Genomic DNA, 20,270 nt, shown 5'->3' with positions numbered 1-20,270 from the left:
TAGCAAGTAAAGCGATGGCGTTATTTTTTGCATGAAAAAAGACAGTCTATATGCAGAAAGTAGACACTTATGACTATCGCCTATCTTGCAGTTGGCTAAAGCATCGCGACTAATAGCATAATGTTACTTGTGTTTTTGATGTCTAAGACTTACGCTAATGTACATAACTCATATTATTATATTATTATAAACAAAAGGTTAATTATGGAACCTATCTCACTTGCTTCATTTTCATTGGCTGCTATTTTGGCGTCATTGCCAGTGAATGGCGAAGTGGTTACTAAACCGACTATTACCACTCATATCAGCCCAGCTATCGCAGGACAATGGGAAATCGACTTAGACAGTAGTATCACGATGACCAAAGAAGCTAAAGCCAGACAAGCTGTAGCAAAAGAGCTGAAACAGACAAAAAGTGATGAGCCAAAAGTGACTGCTGACACAGAAGGCGGTGTCCTTGTGCAAAGTGAAAAGCGCGTCCTTAATATTAAGCCAAATACTAACAACCAGTTAAAGGTCTCTGCCAAAAAAGCAAATCAGTGCCGCGAGCTATATAATTTTGCGGCCGATAATGAGATGTGGGCAGTGAGTGGCAAAGAGTGGACATATGGTCGTTACCTAATCACGCACCGCGAAGAAGGGTTGCCCATTATTGCGCTAAAAACAGTCTATGACAACAATGAGGTAGATTGTTCAGGCAACCAAATCGACCAAACTGACGAAGCATTGATTGCGTTTTTAAACCACGATGGCAACCAAATGCAGTGGTGTGCGGATCCTGATGGTAATGAATGCTTTATGAATTTTAATAGAGTGTTGCCGTAGCATTCTCTTTATTTATAAAACTTAAAACCATTTTTTCTAAAATAGAAACATAAAAAACCGCTATCTAAATAGGTAGCGGTTTTTTTATGTTTAACAATAAATCAAAGCAGCTTATACATCCGCCTTCTTTTTATTGCCAGTTAGAAGCTCTCTTTCAAGGTAATGAATATTTTGTGCTTCGTGAATAAAATTGTCATCTGCCAAAATGACATCGCGATGCAGCGGGATATTGGTTTTAATACCCTCAATCACCAATTCATCGAGTGCATGCAGCGTCTTAGAGACGGCTTGCTGGCGCGTTTGACCATGGCAGATAAGCTTGCCAATCAATGAGTCATAATAGCTTGGAATCTCGTAGCCCGGGTAGAGGTGCGAGTCAAAGCGTACACCAGCACCACTGGGGGCAAATAACTGAGTGACTGTACCAGGACAAGGCATAAAGGTCGCTGGGTCTTCAGCATTGATACGACATTCAATGGCATGGCCTTGAATTTCAATCTCGCTTTGACGATAAGACAAACCGTAGCCGGCTGCGATTTTTAGCTGTTCGACGACCACGTCGATGCCAGTAATCATCTCAGTTACCGGATGCTCAACTTGCACACGAGTATTCATCTCAATAAAAAAGTATTCATTATTTTCAAATAAAAACTCAAAAGTACCGGCACCGCGATATTTCACCAACTCACATGCTTTGACGCAAGCGTCCAAGATAGGCTGACGTACATCATCAGGGATATCAGGCGCAGGGGCTTCTTCTAATACTTTTTGGTGGCGACGTTGCAATGAACAATCTCGATCGTATAAGTGAATGGCATTACCGTTACCATCGCCAAGCACTTGTATCTCTACGTGGCGCGGATTTTGTAGGTAGCGTTCCATATACACGGTATCATCACCAAACCACAGCTCAGCTTCTTGCTTAGCAGCCTGTACTTGACCAATGACTTCTTCGAAGCGCTCAACCACACGCATACCGCGACCGCCGCCGCCAGAAGCGGCTTTAATCAATAACGGAAAGCCGATATGGCGTGCTTGCTCTTCAGCATTATGCAACGTTACCGCGCCCACTGAACCAGGGACGGTCGGTACGCCCGCTTTTTTCATTGCATTAATGGCAGAGACTTTATTGCCCATTAATCGAATATGGTCAGCATTAGGACCAACGAAAGTGAGACCTGCTTCTTCGACGCGTTCAGCGAATTCAGCATTTTCAGCCAAAAAACCATAACCCGGATGGATAGCGTCGGCACCAGTGATTTCAGCTGCGGTTAAAATAGTATTGATATCAAGATAGCTTTGATTGGCATTGGGTTTGCCAATACAGATTGCCTCATCAACAAAGCGCAGGTGCATCAAGTTTGCATCAGCTGTGGAGTAGACACCGACGGTCTCTATGCCAAGGGCTTTGCAGGCTCGAACGATACGTAGGGCAATCTCACCTCTATTGGCGATGAGCAGTTTTTTTATCATGGGGTCATCCTTGTCGAAGCGGCGGTCATTGATAGAGTCGTTATTTTAGGCACCATTAAATCGAGCTACGATAAAGATAAAATAACTCAAGCTAAAATGCCAAATGATAACGAAATCTCTATCATAATGAGGTAAAGGTTGGTAAACAGTGTCGTTAAGCTCTATAGCGTATGACGGGTTGACCAAACTGTACCACTTCGGAGTTATCGACTAAGATTTCGTCAACGACACCACTTTGCGTTGCCTCAAGAGGATTCATAATTTTCATAGCTTCGATGATGCCCAATGTGTCACCAGCTTGTACCTTTTGTCCGACCTTTACGAATGGTGGATCATTAGGGCTAGGAGCTGAGTAATAAACACCAACCATCGGCGATGTCTCAACACTACCCGCTTTTACCGCTGGCTTTGCTTCAGCAGTGATAGGGGCAATGCCAGCAGCAGGTGCGGCCATCATGGTCGGTGCAGGCGCATCATAGTGACGAGTTAAGCTGATGTGTTCATCATCTGAGCTGATTTCTAAATTAACCAGTTCACTTTCTTCCATGAGGGCGATTAGGGTGCGTATTTTTTCAATATCCATAGTTTTAATTTTGCCTTCTACTAATTTCAAGAAATAGTGTAACTAAATATTGTGTAGGTAATTGCTAATGATACCTATATTCATGGCAATGAGCAATCGATGTACAGTTGTTAACTGAGTTTTTTTACATATTATGACGTAAGCATTTCTTACGAGTAAGAAATGCTTAATGGTTTATCATAGTCTATGTGACCATGTAGCGCTAGTCATGGTTAGTAGATACTGCATTTACATCAGTATAGCTGATGCATTAACCCCACATCGCCGTCAGACGCTTTTGTTGGTAGCGCAGGCGTAGGGTGAGTAGAATAGAGGATAAGAATAAACCTGTGATTAATGCCATCCAAAACCCTTGTGCGCCTATATCGGTGAAGCGAACCAAATAAACACCGAGTGGCAATGCCACCAGCCAGTAACAGAACAACGTGACCCACATTGGGATCGTGGTGTCTTGCATGCCGCGCAATATACCAGCGACGTTGACTTGCCAGCCATCGAACAGCTGATAACCAAGGGCAAAAATAAGTAAATGCATAGATTGCGTGATAACGGCTGGGTTATCAGAGAATGCGGCTGCCAATTGCGGCCTAAATAGCCAAATACCAATCATACAAGTGAGCGCAATCAATACTGTCCAGATAAGACCAGTGGCTTGCACTTGACGTAACGCCATGAGGTTTTTTTCGCCAAAACGATTGGATACCATGATTGTCAGTGCCATAGCGACCGATATCGGAATCATAAACAGCTGGGAAGTCACCGCTAATGCCACCTGATGCGATGCGGTTGCTAGCTCACCTAATGGACTGATAACAAGAGCGCCCAAGCTGAACAAACTGGCTTCAAAAAAGATAGAGATACCAATCGGAATACCAAGTTTAAGGAGCTTTTTAATCTGTGCACGATTAGGACTGGCAAAGGCATAAAAGAAGCGCGTGCTGGCAAACTGCTGTCGCTTAGTAAAGCTGGTATAAGCCGCCAGTAATAAAACATTTATCCATAACACAATGGCTGTTGCGACCCCGCAGCCTGCGCCGCCCATTTCGGGCATGCCAAACAGACCGTGGATAAATATATAGTTAAGGGGAATATCGGCAAGTAGCCCGATAATACTAATCACTGTCACCGGCTCAGGTCGCCCAAGTGCTTCGCAATAACTGCGTAGCACCGCATAGACAGCCAGTGCGGGAAAACCAAACGACACGCCATGCAAATACTGCGTTGCTATCGGTTGGATGTTTTCAGGCACACCCATGACCCCAAGTACATTGGGTGCTAAATTAACGATGATAAAGCCCATAATACCAATGACACTGGCGGTCCATAAAGACTGCTGCGTGATATGCGGTACTTGATGGTGCTTATTTTGACCAATCGCCTCACCAATAAGAGGGGTGGTGGCGATTAAAATACCAGTGGCTAATAAAAACAGCGGCAGCCAAATACCAGAGCCAACGGCGACGGCAGCCAAATCAAGCGCGGAGACTTGACCTGCCATGATAGCATCGACCACACCAAGTGCTGCTTGGCAAAACTGAGTAATTAAAATAGGAAGCGCGAGCACGCCTAAGCGTAAGCTGTAGCTTTTAAAATCTCTAAAAGATAATGGGAAAACCATAGTGAGCAACTTTTTATTCTTTGCGGTAATTATGATAGATGAGCAAATATTGCCATCAACAAAACAATAGCGAGACGGTCATACCATAACCAAAAATTTGAGCAGAAAAGCAAATGAGAATGAGGACACGCCCTAAGCAAGTTTAACCAAGCCAATCCAGTTTTTTGGCTGGATGTAAAAGGGGGAGTCGTGCCGACGATAATACTCCGATAAATAATATGAGCAAGCCTATATAGACAGAGTATGCAAAAAAAGTCAGGCACAAAAATAAAAATAACCCGTCAATCCAAGCAGTGGATTGACAGGTCATAAATAAATAGAATGGTAAAGAAGCCACGCTATGATGTCAACGCTTTAAAAGCGTTGTATCGATCTTAAAAACTGACTGTGAAAGGTAATCGATTCAAGAGAGTGAGCACTTGAAGATAACCATTCTAACTTATAGGCACATCAGCAGGCATTTATAGGGACTCAGGCAAATCTTGCACCACCGCTTGATAGCCAATCAAGGTATTATTGGCATCAAATGCTTGCACGACAATCACGTAATTGGTGAACATGGCTGGAATGACAGGGGTAAACTGCGTTTCAAGATTACTTAATATCACATTCTGCACATAGCCGTTGGCACCAGACTCGGCTTTGTTGACATCAATTTGGCTAACCAGTAAATACTTGGTATTGGCAGGATTTTGCCAAGTGACGGTCTTTTGACTGCCATTACCGATGACATCAAGAGTCATTTTGCCCAGACTATAATCAAGTGGGTACGTCTTAAAATTAGAGCGATCGCTGATGGTGTAAGTGACGCTGCAATTTTTTTCGCTACTGGTTAGCTTTTTACCGCCGAGGCCATCCTGATACTCAAAGCTACCTCTCCAAGGTGATCCTGCTTCTTTTTCCTCAAAGCTCCCCGCAAAGGTGGTTAATAAGTTTGGTGTTTCTATGCCCAAATCATTGACATATTTAATGTCTAAAAACGCTAACGTATCGAGACTGCCTGTTATTTTACCCGCGATATAGTTGTCAACCTTAATGGCTGAGTTGATACCCAAAGTGTTATTTTCTTGGCAGGCTTGCTGCTGATAACTAACGCTACCATCGACGCTGCCAGCGCCATCTTTGCTGATGTCAAAGTAAACAGCACCGATATCGATATCGTCGTTGTCACCATCTTCAATCTCAATAAAGTGTCCGACATATAAACCGCCGCGACCGCCTTCTGGGGTTATTTTGTCCAAGAAATTATCGAGTGATTCTTCTGGTAAAAATACTGACTCCAGAATCTCGGCCATGGATTTTTCATCATCGCTCAGCTTATCTTCGACTTCTTTATACTTCTCTTTGACCTTGTCTTCCACACGATCATATTCATCTTTCACCTGATCTTCTATTCGGTCATATTCCTCTTTGACCTTGTCCCCGTCACTGCCACAGGCGCTAAGGGTCAGACTTAATATACTGACGGTTAATACAGATAATAGTAGTTTGGGTGCGCTCATAAGCGGGTCCTGATAATGGAGATAAAGGTGTGATAAAGAAGGTCGAGAAATGAATTGTTGAGCATAAATCGCAAATATAGCAAATTTTTTGCAGGCAGCGCATCAATAAGTGTTCGTTGATAACACTAAAAACCTTACTCAATCGTTACTATCTCACCACTGGTTGCTCAGATAGTAGATGAAGGGTTTCTGCCATATCCATAATGGCGTACCAGTGTTTGGCGTCTAGTGGAATTACGGTAAGTTGCTCACAGCCTTTTCTCATTAATAGTGAATCCTCAAGTGCGGGTAAAAATTTAAGGGCTGATAGTGGTAGAATATCAGTAAATGCTTGCTCAAAAGTGACATCTACCATATACCAGCGTGGCTCATCTTCGGTGGCAATAGGATCGTAATGACGGTGCTCAGGATGGAACTGGCAAGGGTCAGGGTAGCCTGCTTTGCTTACCATCATGATGCCAGCGACGCCAGACGGCTTAGCGCTAGAGTGATAAAAGAATACCTTGTCGCCGACCTGCATCTCATCACGCATGAAGTTACGAGCGCGGTAATTGCGCACACCATCCCAACTGTCTGTCTCTAGGCGTTGCAAATCATCAATACCAAAAAACTTGGGGTTGGACTTCATTAACCAATAAGCCATATCTTTATCCTATTTATCATTATCAGCCATTCATTATTTGCAATATCACTGTATGCAATGTCATTTAATACAATGTCATTTTATGCCATCATTCTTCACTATTTTGCCTATAAAAGTACTGGGTTAATATGGATATTTGTGACTGGTTTTGTTATTGATCGGCTTTTCTTTAAGATAGCCTTTTTTTTAATTACATTAGCCGTTATCCTAGCGCTACTTTCTGCTAGTGACAGCAGTCATCCATTTATGTAACCTTTTTTATAGATACCTTCGTTTATGTCAAATATTACACCTGCTCATTTTTCTGATAATCTCAGCATCTCTAATAATACTGCGAGTGGGATACAGGTAAGCGCCATTCCACTGGCGCTTTATATTCATATCCCGTGGTGTGTCAAAAAATGCCCTTATTGTGATTTTAATTCGCATGAGCTGCCGATGGATATGCAGCTATCTATGTATGACGAATATGTGGATGCGCTGCTGTCAGATGCCGCCATGCAGCAGTCGTTAACCCAAGCGCGTGAAATCAGTTCTATTTTTATCGGTGGTGGTACGCCTTCACTGCTACCCATTGCGCAATACCAGCGATTGTTTACTGGCTTACGCAACATTTTTAAGTTTGCTGATGGCATTGAAGTAACGATGGAAGCCAATCCGGGCACGCTTGAGCATGCGCCTTTTGCTCAATATTTAGAGGTGGGTATCAATCGTTTGTCGATAGGTGTACAAAGCTTTGCTGCTGATAAGCTCAAAACCCTTGGTCGCATACATGACCCTGCACAAGCATTGTCAGCGATTCGTGCAGCTCGCGTGGCTGGGTTTGAGCGAGTCAATGTCGATTTGATGCATGGGCTACCGCAGCAAATGATGAATGAGGCGCTGAACGATATCCAGATGGCGCATGATGCTGGGGCGACGCATATTTCTTGGTATCAATTAACGATTGAGCCCAATACCGTATTTTACCGTAGCCAGCCGATTTTACCAGATGAGGATAACTTGGCAGATATTGAGCAGGCAGGTCAAGCGTTGTTGCAGCAATTGGGCTACTGCAATTACGAAGTATCCGCGTGGGCAGGCGCGTCAGATAAGGCATGCCGTCACAATGTTAATTACTGGCAATTTGGTGACTACCTAGCGATTGGTGCGGGCGCGCATGGTAAAGTAACGATTGCTCATGAAGCATCAGCATTAACAGATAATGGCTTAAAGAATGACTTGCTAGCAGATTCTGGTATTTATCGTTTTAGTAAGTCACGACTGCCTAAAGATTATGTGGATTATCAAGATACCACTGATTCTTCTGTTAAACAAAACGCACCAAAAATGGTGGGTTGGCAGGAAATTGACAGTGATGAATTGGTCAGTGAGTTTATGCTGAATGCGCTACGTCTACATGATGGCGTCGCTTGGTCTATGTTTACTGCAAGGACAGGGCTTAGTGATGATGATATTGCTGTACAAGTGGTGCAATTGATTACTCAGGGATTACTAGTAGACAATACGGAGCGACTACAGCCAACGCTATTGGGTCAACGTTATCTCAATCAGATATTGCGAGCCTTCTTATAATTGGAGATATTCACGGTGTCTTTAATGTCAGTCTTTACTATCGAAAAATAAAGTTATAAAAAAAGGCTTATCACATAAATGATAAGCCTTTCAAATACGCAAAAAAATCAATACTTAGATTTTATTTTGTACGTCTTGTGCGCCGCCAGTAACAGCTTCGCCAGCGCTTGATACGTCTTGGCCCAAACCTTTAAAAGTGTTGCAACCAGTTAGAACAAACATAGCAGTTAAAGATGCGATGATTAATTTTTTCATAATAGAATCCTCAAAAATGGGTCGTTATAAATAATAACAGTGATGCTAAGCATTAGGCTTGAGCCTCACTGAGGGGTTATTGGATAAGATAATAATAGATAAATACTATCTCGATATCCGTTAGAGACATCATAGTGAAAGTTAAAAACTGTGCAAAGTATCAAAATGTAATTATTGGCAGTAAACTGTAACTTTTAATTACCTTTTGCTCAGAAATTCAAATAACCATCATTTTAGTAGAGTCTGTCCACGTTATCTCGGATCGACGATAATACGCAGATTTGACGACTTAAGGAGTCGATATGACCACCCATATTGTGTTGGTAGCGCCAAAAATGCCTAGTAACACGGGCAATATTATCCGCTTATGTGCCAATACGGGCGCGCAGCTACATTTGGTCAGGCCATTAGGGTTTGAGCTTGATGATAAAAAGCTGCGGCGTGCAGGTTTGGATTATCATGAATACGCGCACCTACAAGTACATGATGATTGGGCGACAGCAAAACTGGCGCTACAGGCAGCGGATTGTCATATTGTCACAGCATTGACCACCAAACTGAGCAAGCCTTTTTATGACTATGACTTTGGTGGGCAACAGATGGCTGCCGAATCTGATTGTGCCCTGATGCCTGAGCAGATACCTAATGTCGCCTTAGTATTTGGCTCTGAAACAGCAGGTCTGGCAGATGATATACGTGAAGATATCGGCGCTGATCACTGGTTGCGCTTGCCTATGCTGGCTGATTCACGCAGTTTAAACTTATCGAATAGTGTGGCGATATGTCTGTATGAGGTCTGGCGTCAGCAAGGCTTCACTGGTGATGAAGGTCGTAGTATCGGGTATGAGACGTTGACAGTGTACGATCCAAAATAGCCATGCATTTTTTACTGATTGCAGGCGATGATCCAACATTTAGGTATTCATCGCCATTCATAACACCTTATCAATCATATATGCCATATATCTTATAAGCAGTTGGGTGGTTTGGGCAGACCGGCAAGGCGATTGACATGGCGGGCAACCAAGCCAGTGTTGAATAACTGCTGTAGTTTCTGATTGCTGATATCATGCTCTGGCAAGGTTTTCTGTAACCATTTAATCAGTGGGCGCGTGGCTGGTGCGTGATTAAACTGAGTAAAAAATGCCCGTACCTGTTGTAAAATTTGTAAATGCTCAGTTTCTAGATGCACCTCTAGAGTGTCGGCCAATTGCTGAGCGACATCAGGGGTCCAGATATTATGGTCACATAAATGACCGTCTTGATCCAATTCAACGTTGATTGCCGCTGTTATATCATGATTGGTTATATCATGATTAATCGTATTATCGTTATTCATAGGGCGATGGTCACTACTTTGTCAAACCCCGCATTATTAGCATCGGTATTATTAGCACTGGTATTACTAGCATTGGTATTCTGAGTTAGATTGACCCATTCTTCATCGGTTAACAGCCCACTCAACTTGGCTTCTAGATTGAGCTTAGCACTGGTATTGGTACTCAGCTGCGCCACATCATCGGCTAAGGCATAAATATTTGCGATGCCTTGTATTTCATTGTCACTCAAATACGCATCAAGCCAACTGATAAAAGCCACGGTGCTACCAAGCAAGAGAATACTGTCACCGGTGCGCCATGTCCGTGACATCTCATCGACACTGCGCCTGAGCATATCCATTGTGCTGTGTATTTGATATAAAGTTGCCATAACAGTGTCCGATTTTTTGCTAGATTTAGGATAAGGCGTGTCCTCATTCTCATCTCTATTTTTAAAATGAGGACATGGCCTAGTATTTAAAGTATTACAAATAAAATTGCGAGGCTAAAAGCGTAGTATTTGCTCAAAGTCTGAAGCGTTCACCACTTCAGGTATCAATGTCAATTGTGAAGCCAAATCAATAGGTAGCATACCTGTTACCCACCCGCTAAAAACATCGTCAGGTAGCCAAGCGGCTGGCATGTCATATAGCTCAAGCGACTGAATCATGCCATGCAAACGCGACGCAGGCTGCATCAACAAGCCAAAAACAGGCGCATCCAAATACAGCTGTACTTCATGACCAAAGGTCGCTAGCGTTAATGCAAGCGCACAGCCTTCATAACTCGCCATTTCAGTCGGCGTGAGCAGCTGAACTAATAATTTCATGGTTAATTCCTAATCTAATTGGTCGCTGACAGTTATTATCATAAGATGTAATCTGTCTGCACGGCAAGTCATCAAAACTGCATCAAACGACAGTCGCCTTGCATCATCATCGCCAGCTCACTCAGTCCGATCAGTGAAAAGCCAGTGGCAAGGTTGTCACCATTAAGTTGATGGCGTTTGCTGTTATCCGTGTCGCTAATGCCGCGACTGAGTGCAGTACTGACACAGACAGGCAGCGCTAACTGGAACTGCTCAGCGAGCGTTTGCCACTCTTTGGTCAAATTAATTTGATCCGCCGACTGCCAGCGTAGATCATTGGCAGTATTAGCCGCATCGCCATAAAAAAATACGTTTAAGGTGATATTATCTAAGGTGGCATTGTCATTGGTATCTTTACTATTGGCGGCATTTTTGAGATAAGCGCGTGCATAACGTAGCGCTAAATGGGCAAGTGGGTGGCTAGGATCAGCAGTAATCAGAAGCAATGGGGTCATGGTTGTCATAAGAGCTCTTTTCAATCATCTGCGCTAAAGTTGTTTATGCTACCATAAAGCGCTCAAAAGCAAATAGGGTCACTGTCATTAAACGTAGTTTTATATTAAATACCGACATATTGCGTATCGTTAGTTGATGCTGTGACTACTTCGTAAGAAAAAACGATAAACTTATGCGCTAAGTTCACGTAGTCTTATCACTCTATGCAAGGAGTTATGTTCCCTATGTCATCCGCTATGCCTTCACGTGCGACCCATGGTACAGATTGTCAGTATACAACCGAACAGCTGCAAATATTGCAGACGGCAAGCGAGTTCGCTTATCAGATTTGGGAGAGTCGAACGGTTTCATGCCAAACGTTTTTACGTAGCTACCCGTTAGATCGAACCTTAACTCGGCAGCAAATCGATGATTTGATTCAAGATTATACGTTAGATGATAATTACCAACTTGCTGATGAAGTGAAGGTAATGAGTGGCCTGCGTCATCTACGTACACTGCTGATGATGCGCTGGATTTGGCAAGATGCCTTACAACTGATAGCACTTGAGCAATTGACCGACGAGCTGTCTGAGTTTGCAGACGGCTGTATCTCATTTGCCAAAGATTATACCTACCAGCATTTGATTAAACAGTACGGCGAACCAACGTTTGTCAATGCCAAAGGTAACGTGCAAATTGATGACATGGCGATTATGGCGATGGGTAAGCTTGGCGCTCATGAGCTGAATCTATCGAGTGATATAGACCTTATCTTTGTCCATCAGGCTCGTGGTGTAACCAGCGGTGATAAATCAAAAGGCACGCGCAGCATAGATAATAAGCGGTTTATGACAAGGCTTGGTCAAGGTATTATTAAATTATTGGATCAAAAGACGGCTGATGGCTTTGTTTTTCGGGTCGATATGCGTCTGCGCCCTTGGGGTGATGGTAGTGATTTGGCCATTCATCTATCTGCATTACAGAAGTACTTCTCTCAACATGGACGTGCATGGGAGCGTTTTGCATGGCTAAAAGCGCGAGTAGTCGGGCAGCTAGAACAGCCGTTTTATGATGAGATACAAGCGCTCATCAAGCCCTTTGTTTTCCGTTATTACGTGGATTACAGTGCTTTTTCAGCGCTCAGGGAGATGAAATCGCTTATTCAAAACCAAGTCGCTCAGCGGGAAGATTTGGATAACATCAAGCTGGGTGCTGGTGGTATCAGAGACATTGAATTTATTGTGCAGGCCTTTCAGTTGATTTATGGTGGCAGGCATCCTCAATTACAGGTGAAATCTTGTTTACAAGCAATGCAGGTATTACATAAGCTTGAGTATCTAGAGAGGACTACTTATCAAGAGCTCCAAGCCGCGTATCGTTTTTTACGTCGGCTTGAACACGCCATTCAAGCGATTAATGATCAACAGACTCAGCGTTTGCCACATGATCCGCAGTGGCAGTATAACTTGGCGGTTACCCTTGGGTTTGACGATTGGAATGCACTGTTAGATACCCTTAACCACCACCGAGACAATGTCAATGTTCCCTTTGAGCGTATGGTGACCGAACGTCAGGTACCGGATCATGAAGACACAGATCTTGAGCCCGAACATCTTGATGAACAGATTGCACGATTGAATGATGTGTTAACGGCAGAAAACCGAGTGCTGTTACAAGATTTTTGGCAGTCAAAGATGGTCGCTAACTTAAGCGATGAGGCTCGCGAGCGGTTGGATGACGCTTATCCTGTAATTATCCATGCGTTACTCGCTCATCAAGAGCAGCAGCAATTGGCCAATACCGCTTTGCCGCGTCTCATTACATTGCTCGAAGCGATTTGTCGTCGTTCTATCTATTTGGTGATGATTGCAGAAAACCCCAATGCAACGATTGAACTGATACCCATGCTGTCGGCCAGTCCTTGGATTGCCAAAGAGTTGGCACATTATCCTGTGCTCTTAGATACTTTTTTACAGCAGCGCTATCGCCACTTGCCGGACAAGCCAGAGTTGCGTGATATTTTGCGTCAACAGCTATTGCGCGTAGAGCCTAATGACGAAGAAGAGCTGCTCAGCGTATTAAGATTATTTAAGAAGAACCAAGTGTTGGCGGTCGCCGCCAGTGATGTATTGGCTGAGCGTCCGATTATGAAGGTGTCGGATTCTCTTACATATATCGCAGCGGTGGTACTAGAAGCCGCATTAGAACGGGCTTTTGCAGAAATTGTCAAACGCTACGGCTATCCTATTGGTCAAGATGGCGATCCGGTGACCGAGGCAGATTGCGGTTTTGCCATCATTGGTTATGGCAAGCTTGGCGGGCTAGAGCTGTCTTATTCTTCAGATTTGGATTTGGTGTTTTTACATAAGATAAAAGAGCAGGGCATGACCACGGGTGAAAAATCAGTCAGCGGTATGAAGTTTGCTGCCCGTTTGGTACAAAAGCTGATGAACTATCTCAATACCCAAACTCGAGATGGCCGCGCTTATGAGATTGATATGCGTCTGCGCCCCTCAGGTAATGCTGGCATGATGGTGGTGTCTTGTCATGCTTTTGAAACCTATCAGCTAGAAAAGGCATGGTCGTGGGAGCATCAAGCCTTGGTACGGGCGCGAGCGATTTGCGGTGATAAACGAGTGACGGCACGCTTTTGTGATATTCGCCGAGACGTATTATCATTACCGCGCACGATAGAGCAGGTGCGTACAGAAGTCACCAGTATGCGTATTAAGATGCAAAAACATCTGGGCACCAGTCAATGGCAACAACAAGCAGGTAAGTTTCATCTTAAACAAGATGCAGGCGGGATCATTGACATTGAATTCTTAGCGCAATTTGCAGTATTGGCTTATTCGCATGAGCATCCGAGCCTGACCAAATGGAGCGACAACGTTCGTATTTTTGAAGAAGTGGCATCACTGGGTATTTGGGAGGAGCAAGTCTGCCAAGATTTAACGGATGCCTACCTCAGAATTCGTGCTGCTACTCATCAATTGGCACTATCAGAGCAATCGCTATTGGTGGATGAGTCACTGTGGAAAGAAACACGAGCATTAGTACAAGCGCAATGGCAACATTTGATGGGTGTTAATTTGGCCGATGGCGATTCGCCTAATTTTTAAGAAGGTTTTTGCTTATAAATAATAGCCTGTGATACTCAAACTAAAAGATTTCATTTGCTAGCACCGCCAGTGATATAATCGGCGACACATTACGATAAATCTGTCAGTTGTTGGTTATTTCTAAGTAAGGATAACACTATATTTTAGCAATAAAAATTGACGCTGCGGTGTTATCATATGATGTTGATAAATACGATTAATCAAAACCTCTAGTCGAAGCATTTATACGTGCGTCGACTATACCTAAAAAAATAGCCGTTAGTGCTAACATAAGGATTATAAAATGAATATGGCAACACAAGATGGTAAGCTTTGGATGAATGGCACAATGATTGAGCAGCCAGATGCCAAAGTCCATGTGCTGACGCATAGCCTGCATTATGGCATGGCTGTGTTTGAAGGTGTGCGCGCATACCAAACTGCTGATAATCGTACGGCAATTTTTCGCCTAAAAGAGCACACCGAGCGTCTGTTAGGCTCTGCAAAAATCTTTCAAATGAATGTACCGTTTGATGCAGCGACTCTGGAGCAGGCGCACAAAGATGTGGTCAAGCAAAACAACTTGGCAGAAGCCTATATTCGTCCGCTCATTTGGGTCGGTGCAGAAAAGCTTGGTTTATCGTCACGTGATAACAGTATCAATGCAATGGTTGCTGCTTGGCATTGGGGCGCTTATCTGGGTGAAGAGGGTATCAAAAATGGTATCCGTGTAAAAACCTCGTCATTTACTCATCATATGACCAATGTGACCATGTGTAAGGCAAAAGCCTCGAGCAACTATCCAGTGTCCATCATGGCCAACCAAGAAGTCACTCGTAATGGCTATGACGAAGCTATCTTGATGGATCCGCAGGGTTACGTCTGCCAAGGTGCTGGCGAGAACTTGTTCTTAGTCAAAGATGGCGTATTGCATACACCAGATTTAGCGGGCGGTGCACTTGACGGTATCACTCGTCGCACCATCATTCAGTTCGCTGATAATCTAGGCATCAAGGTCGTTGAGCGCCGTATCACTCGTGATGAGTTTTATTTGGCAGATGAAATATTCATGACGGGTACGGCGGCTGAAGTGACGCCTATTCGTGAATATGATGATCGTACTATTGGCAATGGTGGACGTGGACCTTTGACTGAGCAGCTACAAACCTTGTACTTTGATGTGGTTCATGGTCGCAATGAGCAGTATATGGATTGGTTAAGTTTTATTGATTAATATTTAAAATTATATTGTATGAGATAAAAAAGCTAAGACTGTTTTAAGTCTTAGCTTTTTTGGTTGAGTGGTACTAATAGGTATCTTAAAATCAAGTTCATAGGCTCGCTATAACTACTAACGATAAGCTCGCACATAATTTATGGATGCGGTATCATAACGTCGCTTAGTTTCAAGCTACATCTTGCTATGGTGTCCATCTATGAATACGGCTGCTTAGCATGTCGATTCTTAAAGCAGGTGCGTTCAAATTGAGAGCGTCATAGAATCTTATTTTTTAGCTAAGTCTGGTTTTACTTTGAATAGATTAATGGAGAAGCTGTTGAGAGTCTTGCATTTTGTCACTGGTGGCTTTTCAGGAGCCACGAAAGTTGCTATTGATTTGGTTGAGGCTCACAATCAAATAGAATCGACTGAAAACCTATTAGTACTGCGTCGTAAAAAAACGACCGTACCAGAAAAGCTTGCTGAACTTGAAGATAAAGATATCGATTACAAGGTTGTCACAGGTACTACCCATCTTGCGACCGTTCACGAATTAAAAAAACTATGTGAGCAATGGCGGCCTGATATATTGGTTGCGCATGGGTTTCCTGAGCATTTACTGGGAAGACGGGCAGGGCTATTGGCACAAGTACCTTGCTTGGTACAAGTGGAACACAACTCTAAAGAGCGCTATACACCTTGGAAGATATACCAAACGCGTAAACTAAGTAAATCAACTGCTAGAATTGTGGCTGTCTCTGAAGGCGTAGCCCAAGTCTTATCTGAGCAGGGTCTTCACGCACCCATTCAAGCCATCCCAAATGGTATTGATACCACTCGATTTGGCGGTGTGAATCTTGCACCTGTTAATGAAAGGTCGCATGATCTGATTATGGTGGGAAGATATGCTAAAAGTAAGGATCACGTTACTTTAATTGAAGCACTGAATCAGTTAAAGCAAAAAGGCATCAATCCCACTCTTACCTTAGTTGGTAGTGGGCGCAAGCGTTACCAAAGAGAAGTACATGATTTGGTTGCTCGCTATGAGCTGCATGAACAAGTGACCTTTATAGAGTACAGTAGCGAAGTTGAAAAGCTATTGCTACAACATAAAGTATTTATCATGTCGAGCCGTTTTGAAGGGCTGAACCTAGCGGTGCTAGAAGCGATGGCAAGTGGCTGTGTCGTTATGGGAAGTACTGCAATGGGAGTAAAGGAGTTGATTGAAGACAACAAGGATGGCTTCTTGTTCCCAGTCGGGGCAGCAACAGAGCTGGCGAATATCATCGCGACTGTACTATCTAATCCATCAAACTACCAAGCACTAGCAACGGCAGCTAGAGAGAAAGTTTTAGTTCATTATGATAAAAAACAGGTCACTCAAGCGTATTATCAATTATTTCAGAATTTATTAACAAGCTGTTAATTATAAAGTTTTTAATGTGAGTGTTGTATGAATAAAGAAGATCTAACAATTGGTATTTTAATACCTGTTTATAATGTAGCGGATTATGTAGAAGAGTGTATAGAATCAATACTCACTCAAATCGATACTAGAGCATCTATTTTAATAATGAACGATGCTTCGACAGATAATAGTGCAGCTATTATCAAGCGTTTTGAAAATTACCCTCAAGTGCAAATCTTCGATGCGCCTTATAATAGAGGTTTGTCAGACACACGCAATGCGCTTTTCGATATGGGCCAAACAGAGTATATCTGGTTTATTGACTCTGATGATGTTATGTACGAAGGTGCTTATAAATCTGTCATGTCTCAAATAGAAAAATTGAACTCGGATGTGCTATGTGCCGATTATGTATCATTACGAGGAAAAAAAGAGGTAAATAAAAAAGGGTTTATAGGCACGTCTAATAAAAATTATATCAATAAGAGCAATAGCTTCTTAGATAATATTATTGAAAATAATAGTAATCATGTTTGGAATAAGGTTTTTAGAAGACAGATAATACAAGACATAAGGTTTAAAGAAGGATTGAATTTTGAAGATATTTTGTATATGACTGATATCTCATTAAAGAGTTTTCAATATAGCTATTTAAAACAGCCTGTAATAAAGTATCGTGAGCGTGAAGGGTCTATTTTAAAGAATATCGACAAAAAATACGTAGATGATTATTTATATGCTTTCACTTATCGCGTTGAAAACTATCAGAGAGATGGTGAAAAAGATGGCTATCATTATTTGCTGTATAAAGTATATAAACGTTATATAGGGCTGTTAAATAAAATCGCTAAAAACCATCAGGAAGATTTGTTAAAAGACACCTATGCTCAATACAATAAGTACTTCTCAGAGCTTTATCTTGTTGCTAATAAAGAGCTGCGAATACATCAAAGAATAACTCTGAATATTAAACGTTCCAAATTAGACAAAATTCTGAAAGGTATGTAGACCATGCAAAAGATCTTTAACGTTATCCGTAATAAGCCCTTTAAGGTTTTCTATAATGGCCTAGTGCCTAGAAATGTAAGGAAGCGCTGGAATTATCAGTATGATGATAAAATTAAGCAAGAAAAAGTAGCCTCTTACTGGAGGATGGTTCTTGATCAATACGCTGACAAAAAAATAGAAAAGTATGATACTCCACCAATCAAAAAAGAACTGGTAGGCAAAAAAATTATTTGGCAATATTGGGGACAGGGATTAGAAAATTTACCGGAAATGGTGGAAATATGTTTTTCTTCAGTAGACAGTCATGCTCACGATTATCAGGTTATCAGAATTACTGATGAAAACATAAATGAATATATAAAGCTTCCAGAGTTTGTTGATGAAAAACGTAAAAATGGAGTTTTTAGACCAGTATTCTTTTCTGATTTGCTGCGTGTTGCATTGTTGTCAATCTATGGTGGGGTTTGGCTAGATGCTTCCGTTTTATTAACAGATAGGCTACCCAAGGAATATGCAAACTGTAATTTTTTTATGTATAGCCGTGATCCTAACTCTCTTAATAAAAATTGGGGTACAAATGATACACATTTTTACTTTAATTGGAGAGATGAATTTAAAGTAAAACATCTTAGTAGTATTATGTTTTCTAAGCCAAACTCAATGATTACAAAGACCTTGGTTGACTTGCTGCTTTATTATTGGGAAAATGAAAGTAAAATTGAGTATTACTTTTTCTTTCAAGTAATGATTAATGAATTAAAGGAGTCAAAAATTATAGATTTTGAATTTCCTGTTATTGATGATACTTTTCCACATTTATTACAATCTGAGATAAAAAAGCAATTTAATGAAGACGAATACAAAAAAATAGTTTCACAAGCTAGTATTCATAAGTTGACTATTCATGAGGCTTTCAAGGAAGAGTATTTCGAAAAACAAACCTATTATGGCTATCTAAAAAATAGATATATATAAATAAAGGGGCTGTAGTAGATAAGGATTAAATATCACACCATTTTCTCAGCGTTTTAAGCTGAGTAGACGGTGATCCATAGTTGAATCTAAACTCGCACTCTTTTAAAAATAAATGGAAGTTCTTCTTATCGATCCCATTATATTTTCTGAGTGTTCTTTTAGACTGATTCCAAAAGTTCTCAATGCCATTGATGTGATTGTTTTTACCGCAAGTAAACTCTTTAGAGTGATTGACTCTGAAATGTTTAAACTCGCTCACATCTAACGCATTGTAACTTCGATAACTATCAGTATAAACAAAGCTGTCAGGCTTGATTTTACGCTTGATGACAGGCATTAATGTGCTTTGTTTGGTGTCTGCTACGACAATGGTATAAACCTTACCATTTCGTTTTAGTATACCAAATACAGCTGTCTTACCAGCAGCCCCGCGACCTCTTTTGCCTTTACGTACGCCGCCAAAGTAACTTTCATCTAATTTGACTTACACCTAAAAGAGCTCATCAGCTTCTAATGAGAGATGGTCGTCTATTACAAGTCTAATTTTATGATAAAAAAGTGCAGCAGTGTTAGGTTGAATGTCGAGCAAATCTGCGGCTGTTCTTGCAGTCACTTCAGCCGTGAAAACTCTAAGAGCCTTCGCTGTACTTTTTTACTTAGTTTACAACGGGTTATCTTCATAAAAGTAGTCTAGCATAGTGCTTATCTACTACAGCCTCTAAATAAGTTAAGCATGAAATTTTTGCATGGTTCCAAACCAATTTTGCTCACCATTGCTATTTTTACCAAGATAGTGAAATTTAAATAGATTGGGTTGCTTAAGATGACACATTAAATAAACACCTTGATCATCGTCCACAATGTTTTTTTGAAATAATTCTTCTTGACAATTTTTTACAACATTAAAGAACTCTCTCCAAATATTTTGATTAGCTACTGTTACGCCACCTATGATAACTGCTCTATTATTTAAAATAGCAGATAAAACTTTGTTTTTTGTATGAGGGAAGTTGGGATTGTTAAAAAATAAAAAAAACTTGTCTTTTGTTAATGTGAAAAAATGAACATGTAAGTCATCAAAAGGGTAGTACCAATTATTAATACCTAGCAGAGTAGTATTATCTCTACAATATCCGAAGTCTACCCAAGCAACCAGATCATTAGACAAGTTAAAATCTTCAATAGCTTTGTTTACAAAGTAAGTTTTTAGATTAGTTACTAGGACATACTTTTCAGACCAATACTCAGGGTTGAGCTTGTGTTTATCGGGTATTTTACTCTTGAAATTATTGCTGTTAATTATCGATTTAATTTCATCTAGTAAGTTTCTAAACTTTTTTTCTAAATCAATAATGATGATCTTGGTTGGTTTGTTACCTCTTAATTTTCTGATATAAGGCTTCATTTCCTCAAAGGTAAATACAACCATTTCATTATCGAGTTTTGCTAAGTTCTCAAAA

Annotated in this window: 19 protein-coding genes and 1 pseudogene; 8 read left to right on the top strand and 12 right to left on the bottom strand. The window is 41.5% G+C overall.

Features of this window, described 5'->3' with window-relative positions; translation table 11 throughout:
• The first annotated feature begins 204 nt into the window (after positions 1-204).
• On the top strand, positions 205-825 hold the full coding sequence (locus tag ACT3S4_RS08110) for a hypothetical protein (protein ID WP_045454982.1): 621 nt from the start codon (positions 205-207) through the stop codon (positions 823-825).
• 111 nt (positions 826-936) lie between these two features.
• Here ACT3S4_RS08110 and accC read toward each other — a convergent pair whose 3' ends face one another.
• The 5 genes from accC to ACT3S4_RS08085 form a co-directional block, all read right to left on the bottom strand.
• Positions 937-2,298 carry an acetyl-CoA carboxylase biotin carboxylase subunit gene (gene accC / locus ACT3S4_RS08105; protein ID WP_060490945.1) on the bottom strand — a complete coding sequence of 454 codons (1,362 nt, stop codon included), beginning with the start codon at positions 2,296-2,298 and terminating at the stop codon, positions 937-939.
• Between the two features lie 154 nt (positions 2,299-2,452).
• Complete coding sequence (accB, locus tag ACT3S4_RS08100; RefSeq protein WP_045447773.1) at positions 2,453-2,881, bottom strand: acetyl-CoA carboxylase biotin carboxyl carrier protein; 429 nt, start codon at positions 2,879-2,881, stop codon at positions 2,453-2,455.
• Positions 2,882-3,131: 250 nt separating this feature from the next.
• Positions 3,132-4,499 carry an MATE family efflux transporter gene (locus tag ACT3S4_RS08095; protein ID WP_055124142.1) on the bottom strand — a complete coding sequence of 456 codons (1,368 nt, stop codon included), beginning with the start codon at positions 4,497-4,499 and terminating at the stop codon, positions 3,132-3,134.
• Positions 4,500-4,960: 461 nt separating this feature from the next.
• A complete protein-coding gene (locus tag ACT3S4_RS08090; RefSeq protein ID WP_087815240.1) occupies positions 4,961-6,001 on the bottom strand; it encodes a hypothetical protein in 1,041 nt (346 codons plus the stop codon).
• 148 nt (positions 6,002-6,149) lie between these two features.
• Complete coding sequence (locus tag ACT3S4_RS08085) at positions 6,150-6,644, bottom strand: EVE domain-containing protein (protein WP_087815241.1); 495 nt, start codon at positions 6,642-6,644, stop codon at positions 6,150-6,152.
• Between the two features lie 276 nt (positions 6,645-6,920).
• Between ACT3S4_RS08085 and hemW the strand changes: the two genes are divergently transcribed.
• Complete coding sequence (gene hemW, locus ACT3S4_RS08080) at positions 6,921-8,219, top strand: radical SAM family heme chaperone HemW (protein ID WP_201501370.1); 1,299 nt, start codon at positions 6,921-6,923, stop codon at positions 8,217-8,219.
• A gap of 114 nt (positions 8,220-8,333) precedes the next feature.
• On the opposite strand, the gene ACT3S4_RS08075 is transcribed toward hemW, so the two are convergent.
• Complete coding sequence (locus ACT3S4_RS08075) at positions 8,334-8,474, bottom strand: entericidin A/B family lipoprotein (protein WP_045447789.1); 141 nt, start codon at positions 8,472-8,474, stop codon at positions 8,334-8,336.
• Between the two features lie 302 nt (positions 8,475-8,776).
• On the opposite strand from ACT3S4_RS08075, the gene ACT3S4_RS08070 reads away from it, so the two are divergent.
• Positions 8,777-9,349: a tRNA (cytidine(34)-2'-O)-methyltransferase gene (locus ACT3S4_RS08070; protein WP_201501369.1), complete on the top strand. Its 573-nt coding sequence runs from the start codon at positions 8,777-8,779 to the stop codon at positions 9,347-9,349.
• Positions 9,350-9,441: 92 nt separating this feature from the next.
• On the opposite strand, the gene ACT3S4_RS08065 is transcribed toward ACT3S4_RS08070, so the two are convergent.
• The 4 genes from ACT3S4_RS08065 to tusD all read right to left on the bottom strand — a co-directional run bounded on the left by ACT3S4_RS08065 (position 9,442) and on the right by tusD (position 11,125).
• Positions 9,442-9,813, bottom strand: coding sequence for a TusE/DsrC/DsvC family sulfur relay protein (locus ACT3S4_RS08065; protein WP_374190031.1), 372 nt, complete (start codon positions 9,811-9,813; stop codon positions 9,442-9,444).
• The gene (locus ACT3S4_RS08060) at positions 9,810-10,184 is read right to left on the bottom strand and encodes a hypothetical protein (RefSeq protein WP_227690009.1); all 375 of its coding nucleotides are present in this window, start codon (positions 10,182-10,184) and stop codon (positions 9,810-9,812) included. The genes ACT3S4_RS08065 and ACT3S4_RS08060 overlap by 4 nt, the downstream gene beginning before the upstream one ends.
• 114 nt (positions 10,185-10,298) lie before the next feature.
• Entirely contained in the window at positions 10,299-10,622 is a 324-nt protein-coding gene (locus ACT3S4_RS08055; protein WP_201553732.1) for a hypothetical protein, read from the bottom strand.
• A 71-nt stretch (positions 10,623-10,693) separates the two neighbouring features.
• Positions 10,694-11,125 (bottom strand): sulfurtransferase complex subunit TusD, encoded by a 432-nt coding sequence (gene tusD / locus ACT3S4_RS08050; protein WP_201501367.1) that lies wholly within the window; start codon positions 11,123-11,125, stop codon positions 10,694-10,696.
• A 216-nt stretch (positions 11,126-11,341) separates the two neighbouring features.
• Between tusD and glnE the strand changes: the two genes are divergently transcribed.
• The 5 genes from glnE (at position 11,342) to ACT3S4_RS08025 (ending at position 18,810) form a co-directional block, all read left to right on the top strand.
• A complete protein-coding gene (gene glnE, locus ACT3S4_RS08045; protein ID WP_087815249.1) occupies positions 11,342-14,221 on the top strand; it encodes a bifunctional [glutamate--ammonia ligase]-adenylyl-L-tyrosine phosphorylase/[glutamate--ammonia-ligase] adenylyltransferase in 2,880 nt (959 codons plus the stop codon).
• Between the two features lie 283 nt (positions 14,222-14,504).
• Positions 14,505-15,434 carry a branched-chain amino acid transaminase gene (locus tag ACT3S4_RS08040; RefSeq protein ID WP_087815250.1) on the top strand — a complete coding sequence of 310 codons (930 nt, stop codon included), beginning with the start codon at positions 14,505-14,507 and terminating at the stop codon, positions 15,432-15,434.
• 322 nt (positions 15,435-15,756) lie between these two features.
• Positions 15,757-16,845 carry a glycosyltransferase family 4 protein gene (locus ACT3S4_RS08035; protein WP_176393082.1) on the top strand — a complete coding sequence of 363 codons (1,089 nt, stop codon included), beginning with the start codon at positions 15,757-15,759 and terminating at the stop codon, positions 16,843-16,845.
• 27 nt (positions 16,846-16,872) lie between these two features.
• Complete coding sequence (locus tag ACT3S4_RS08030) at positions 16,873-17,835, top strand: glycosyltransferase family 2 protein (protein ID WP_087815254.1); 963 nt, start codon at positions 16,873-16,875, stop codon at positions 17,833-17,835.
• A 3-nt stretch (positions 17,836-17,838) separates the two neighbouring features.
• Positions 17,839-18,810, top strand: a complete 972-nt coding sequence (locus ACT3S4_RS08025; RefSeq protein ID WP_198330327.1) for a capsular polysaccharide synthesis protein — start codon at positions 17,839-17,841, stop codon at positions 18,808-18,810.
• A gap of 25 nt (positions 18,811-18,835) precedes the next feature.
• On the opposite strand, the pseudogene ACT3S4_RS08020 reads toward ACT3S4_RS08025, so the two are convergent.
• Together ACT3S4_RS08020 and ACT3S4_RS08015 are read right to left on the bottom strand one after the other, a co-directional pair.
• Positions 18,836-19,491 (bottom strand): annotated as a pseudogene (locus tag ACT3S4_RS08020) (IS1595 family transposase).
• Between the two features lie 46 nt (positions 19,492-19,537).
• Positions 19,538-20,270: WlaTC/HtrL family glycosyltransferase (locus ACT3S4_RS08015; RefSeq protein ID WP_444760855.1), on the bottom strand; the 733-nt coding region annotated here is incomplete at its 5' end.

It is taken from the genome of Psychrobacter sp. AOP30-A2-5 (assembly GCF_052378115.1).
In the GTDB taxonomy this organism is placed as follows: Bacteria; Pseudomonadota; Gammaproteobacteria; order Pseudomonadales; family Moraxellaceae; genus Psychrobacter.
The sequence above is the reverse complement of the archived record's forward strand: the minus strand, read 5'-3'. Positions and strand labels throughout refer to the sequence as shown.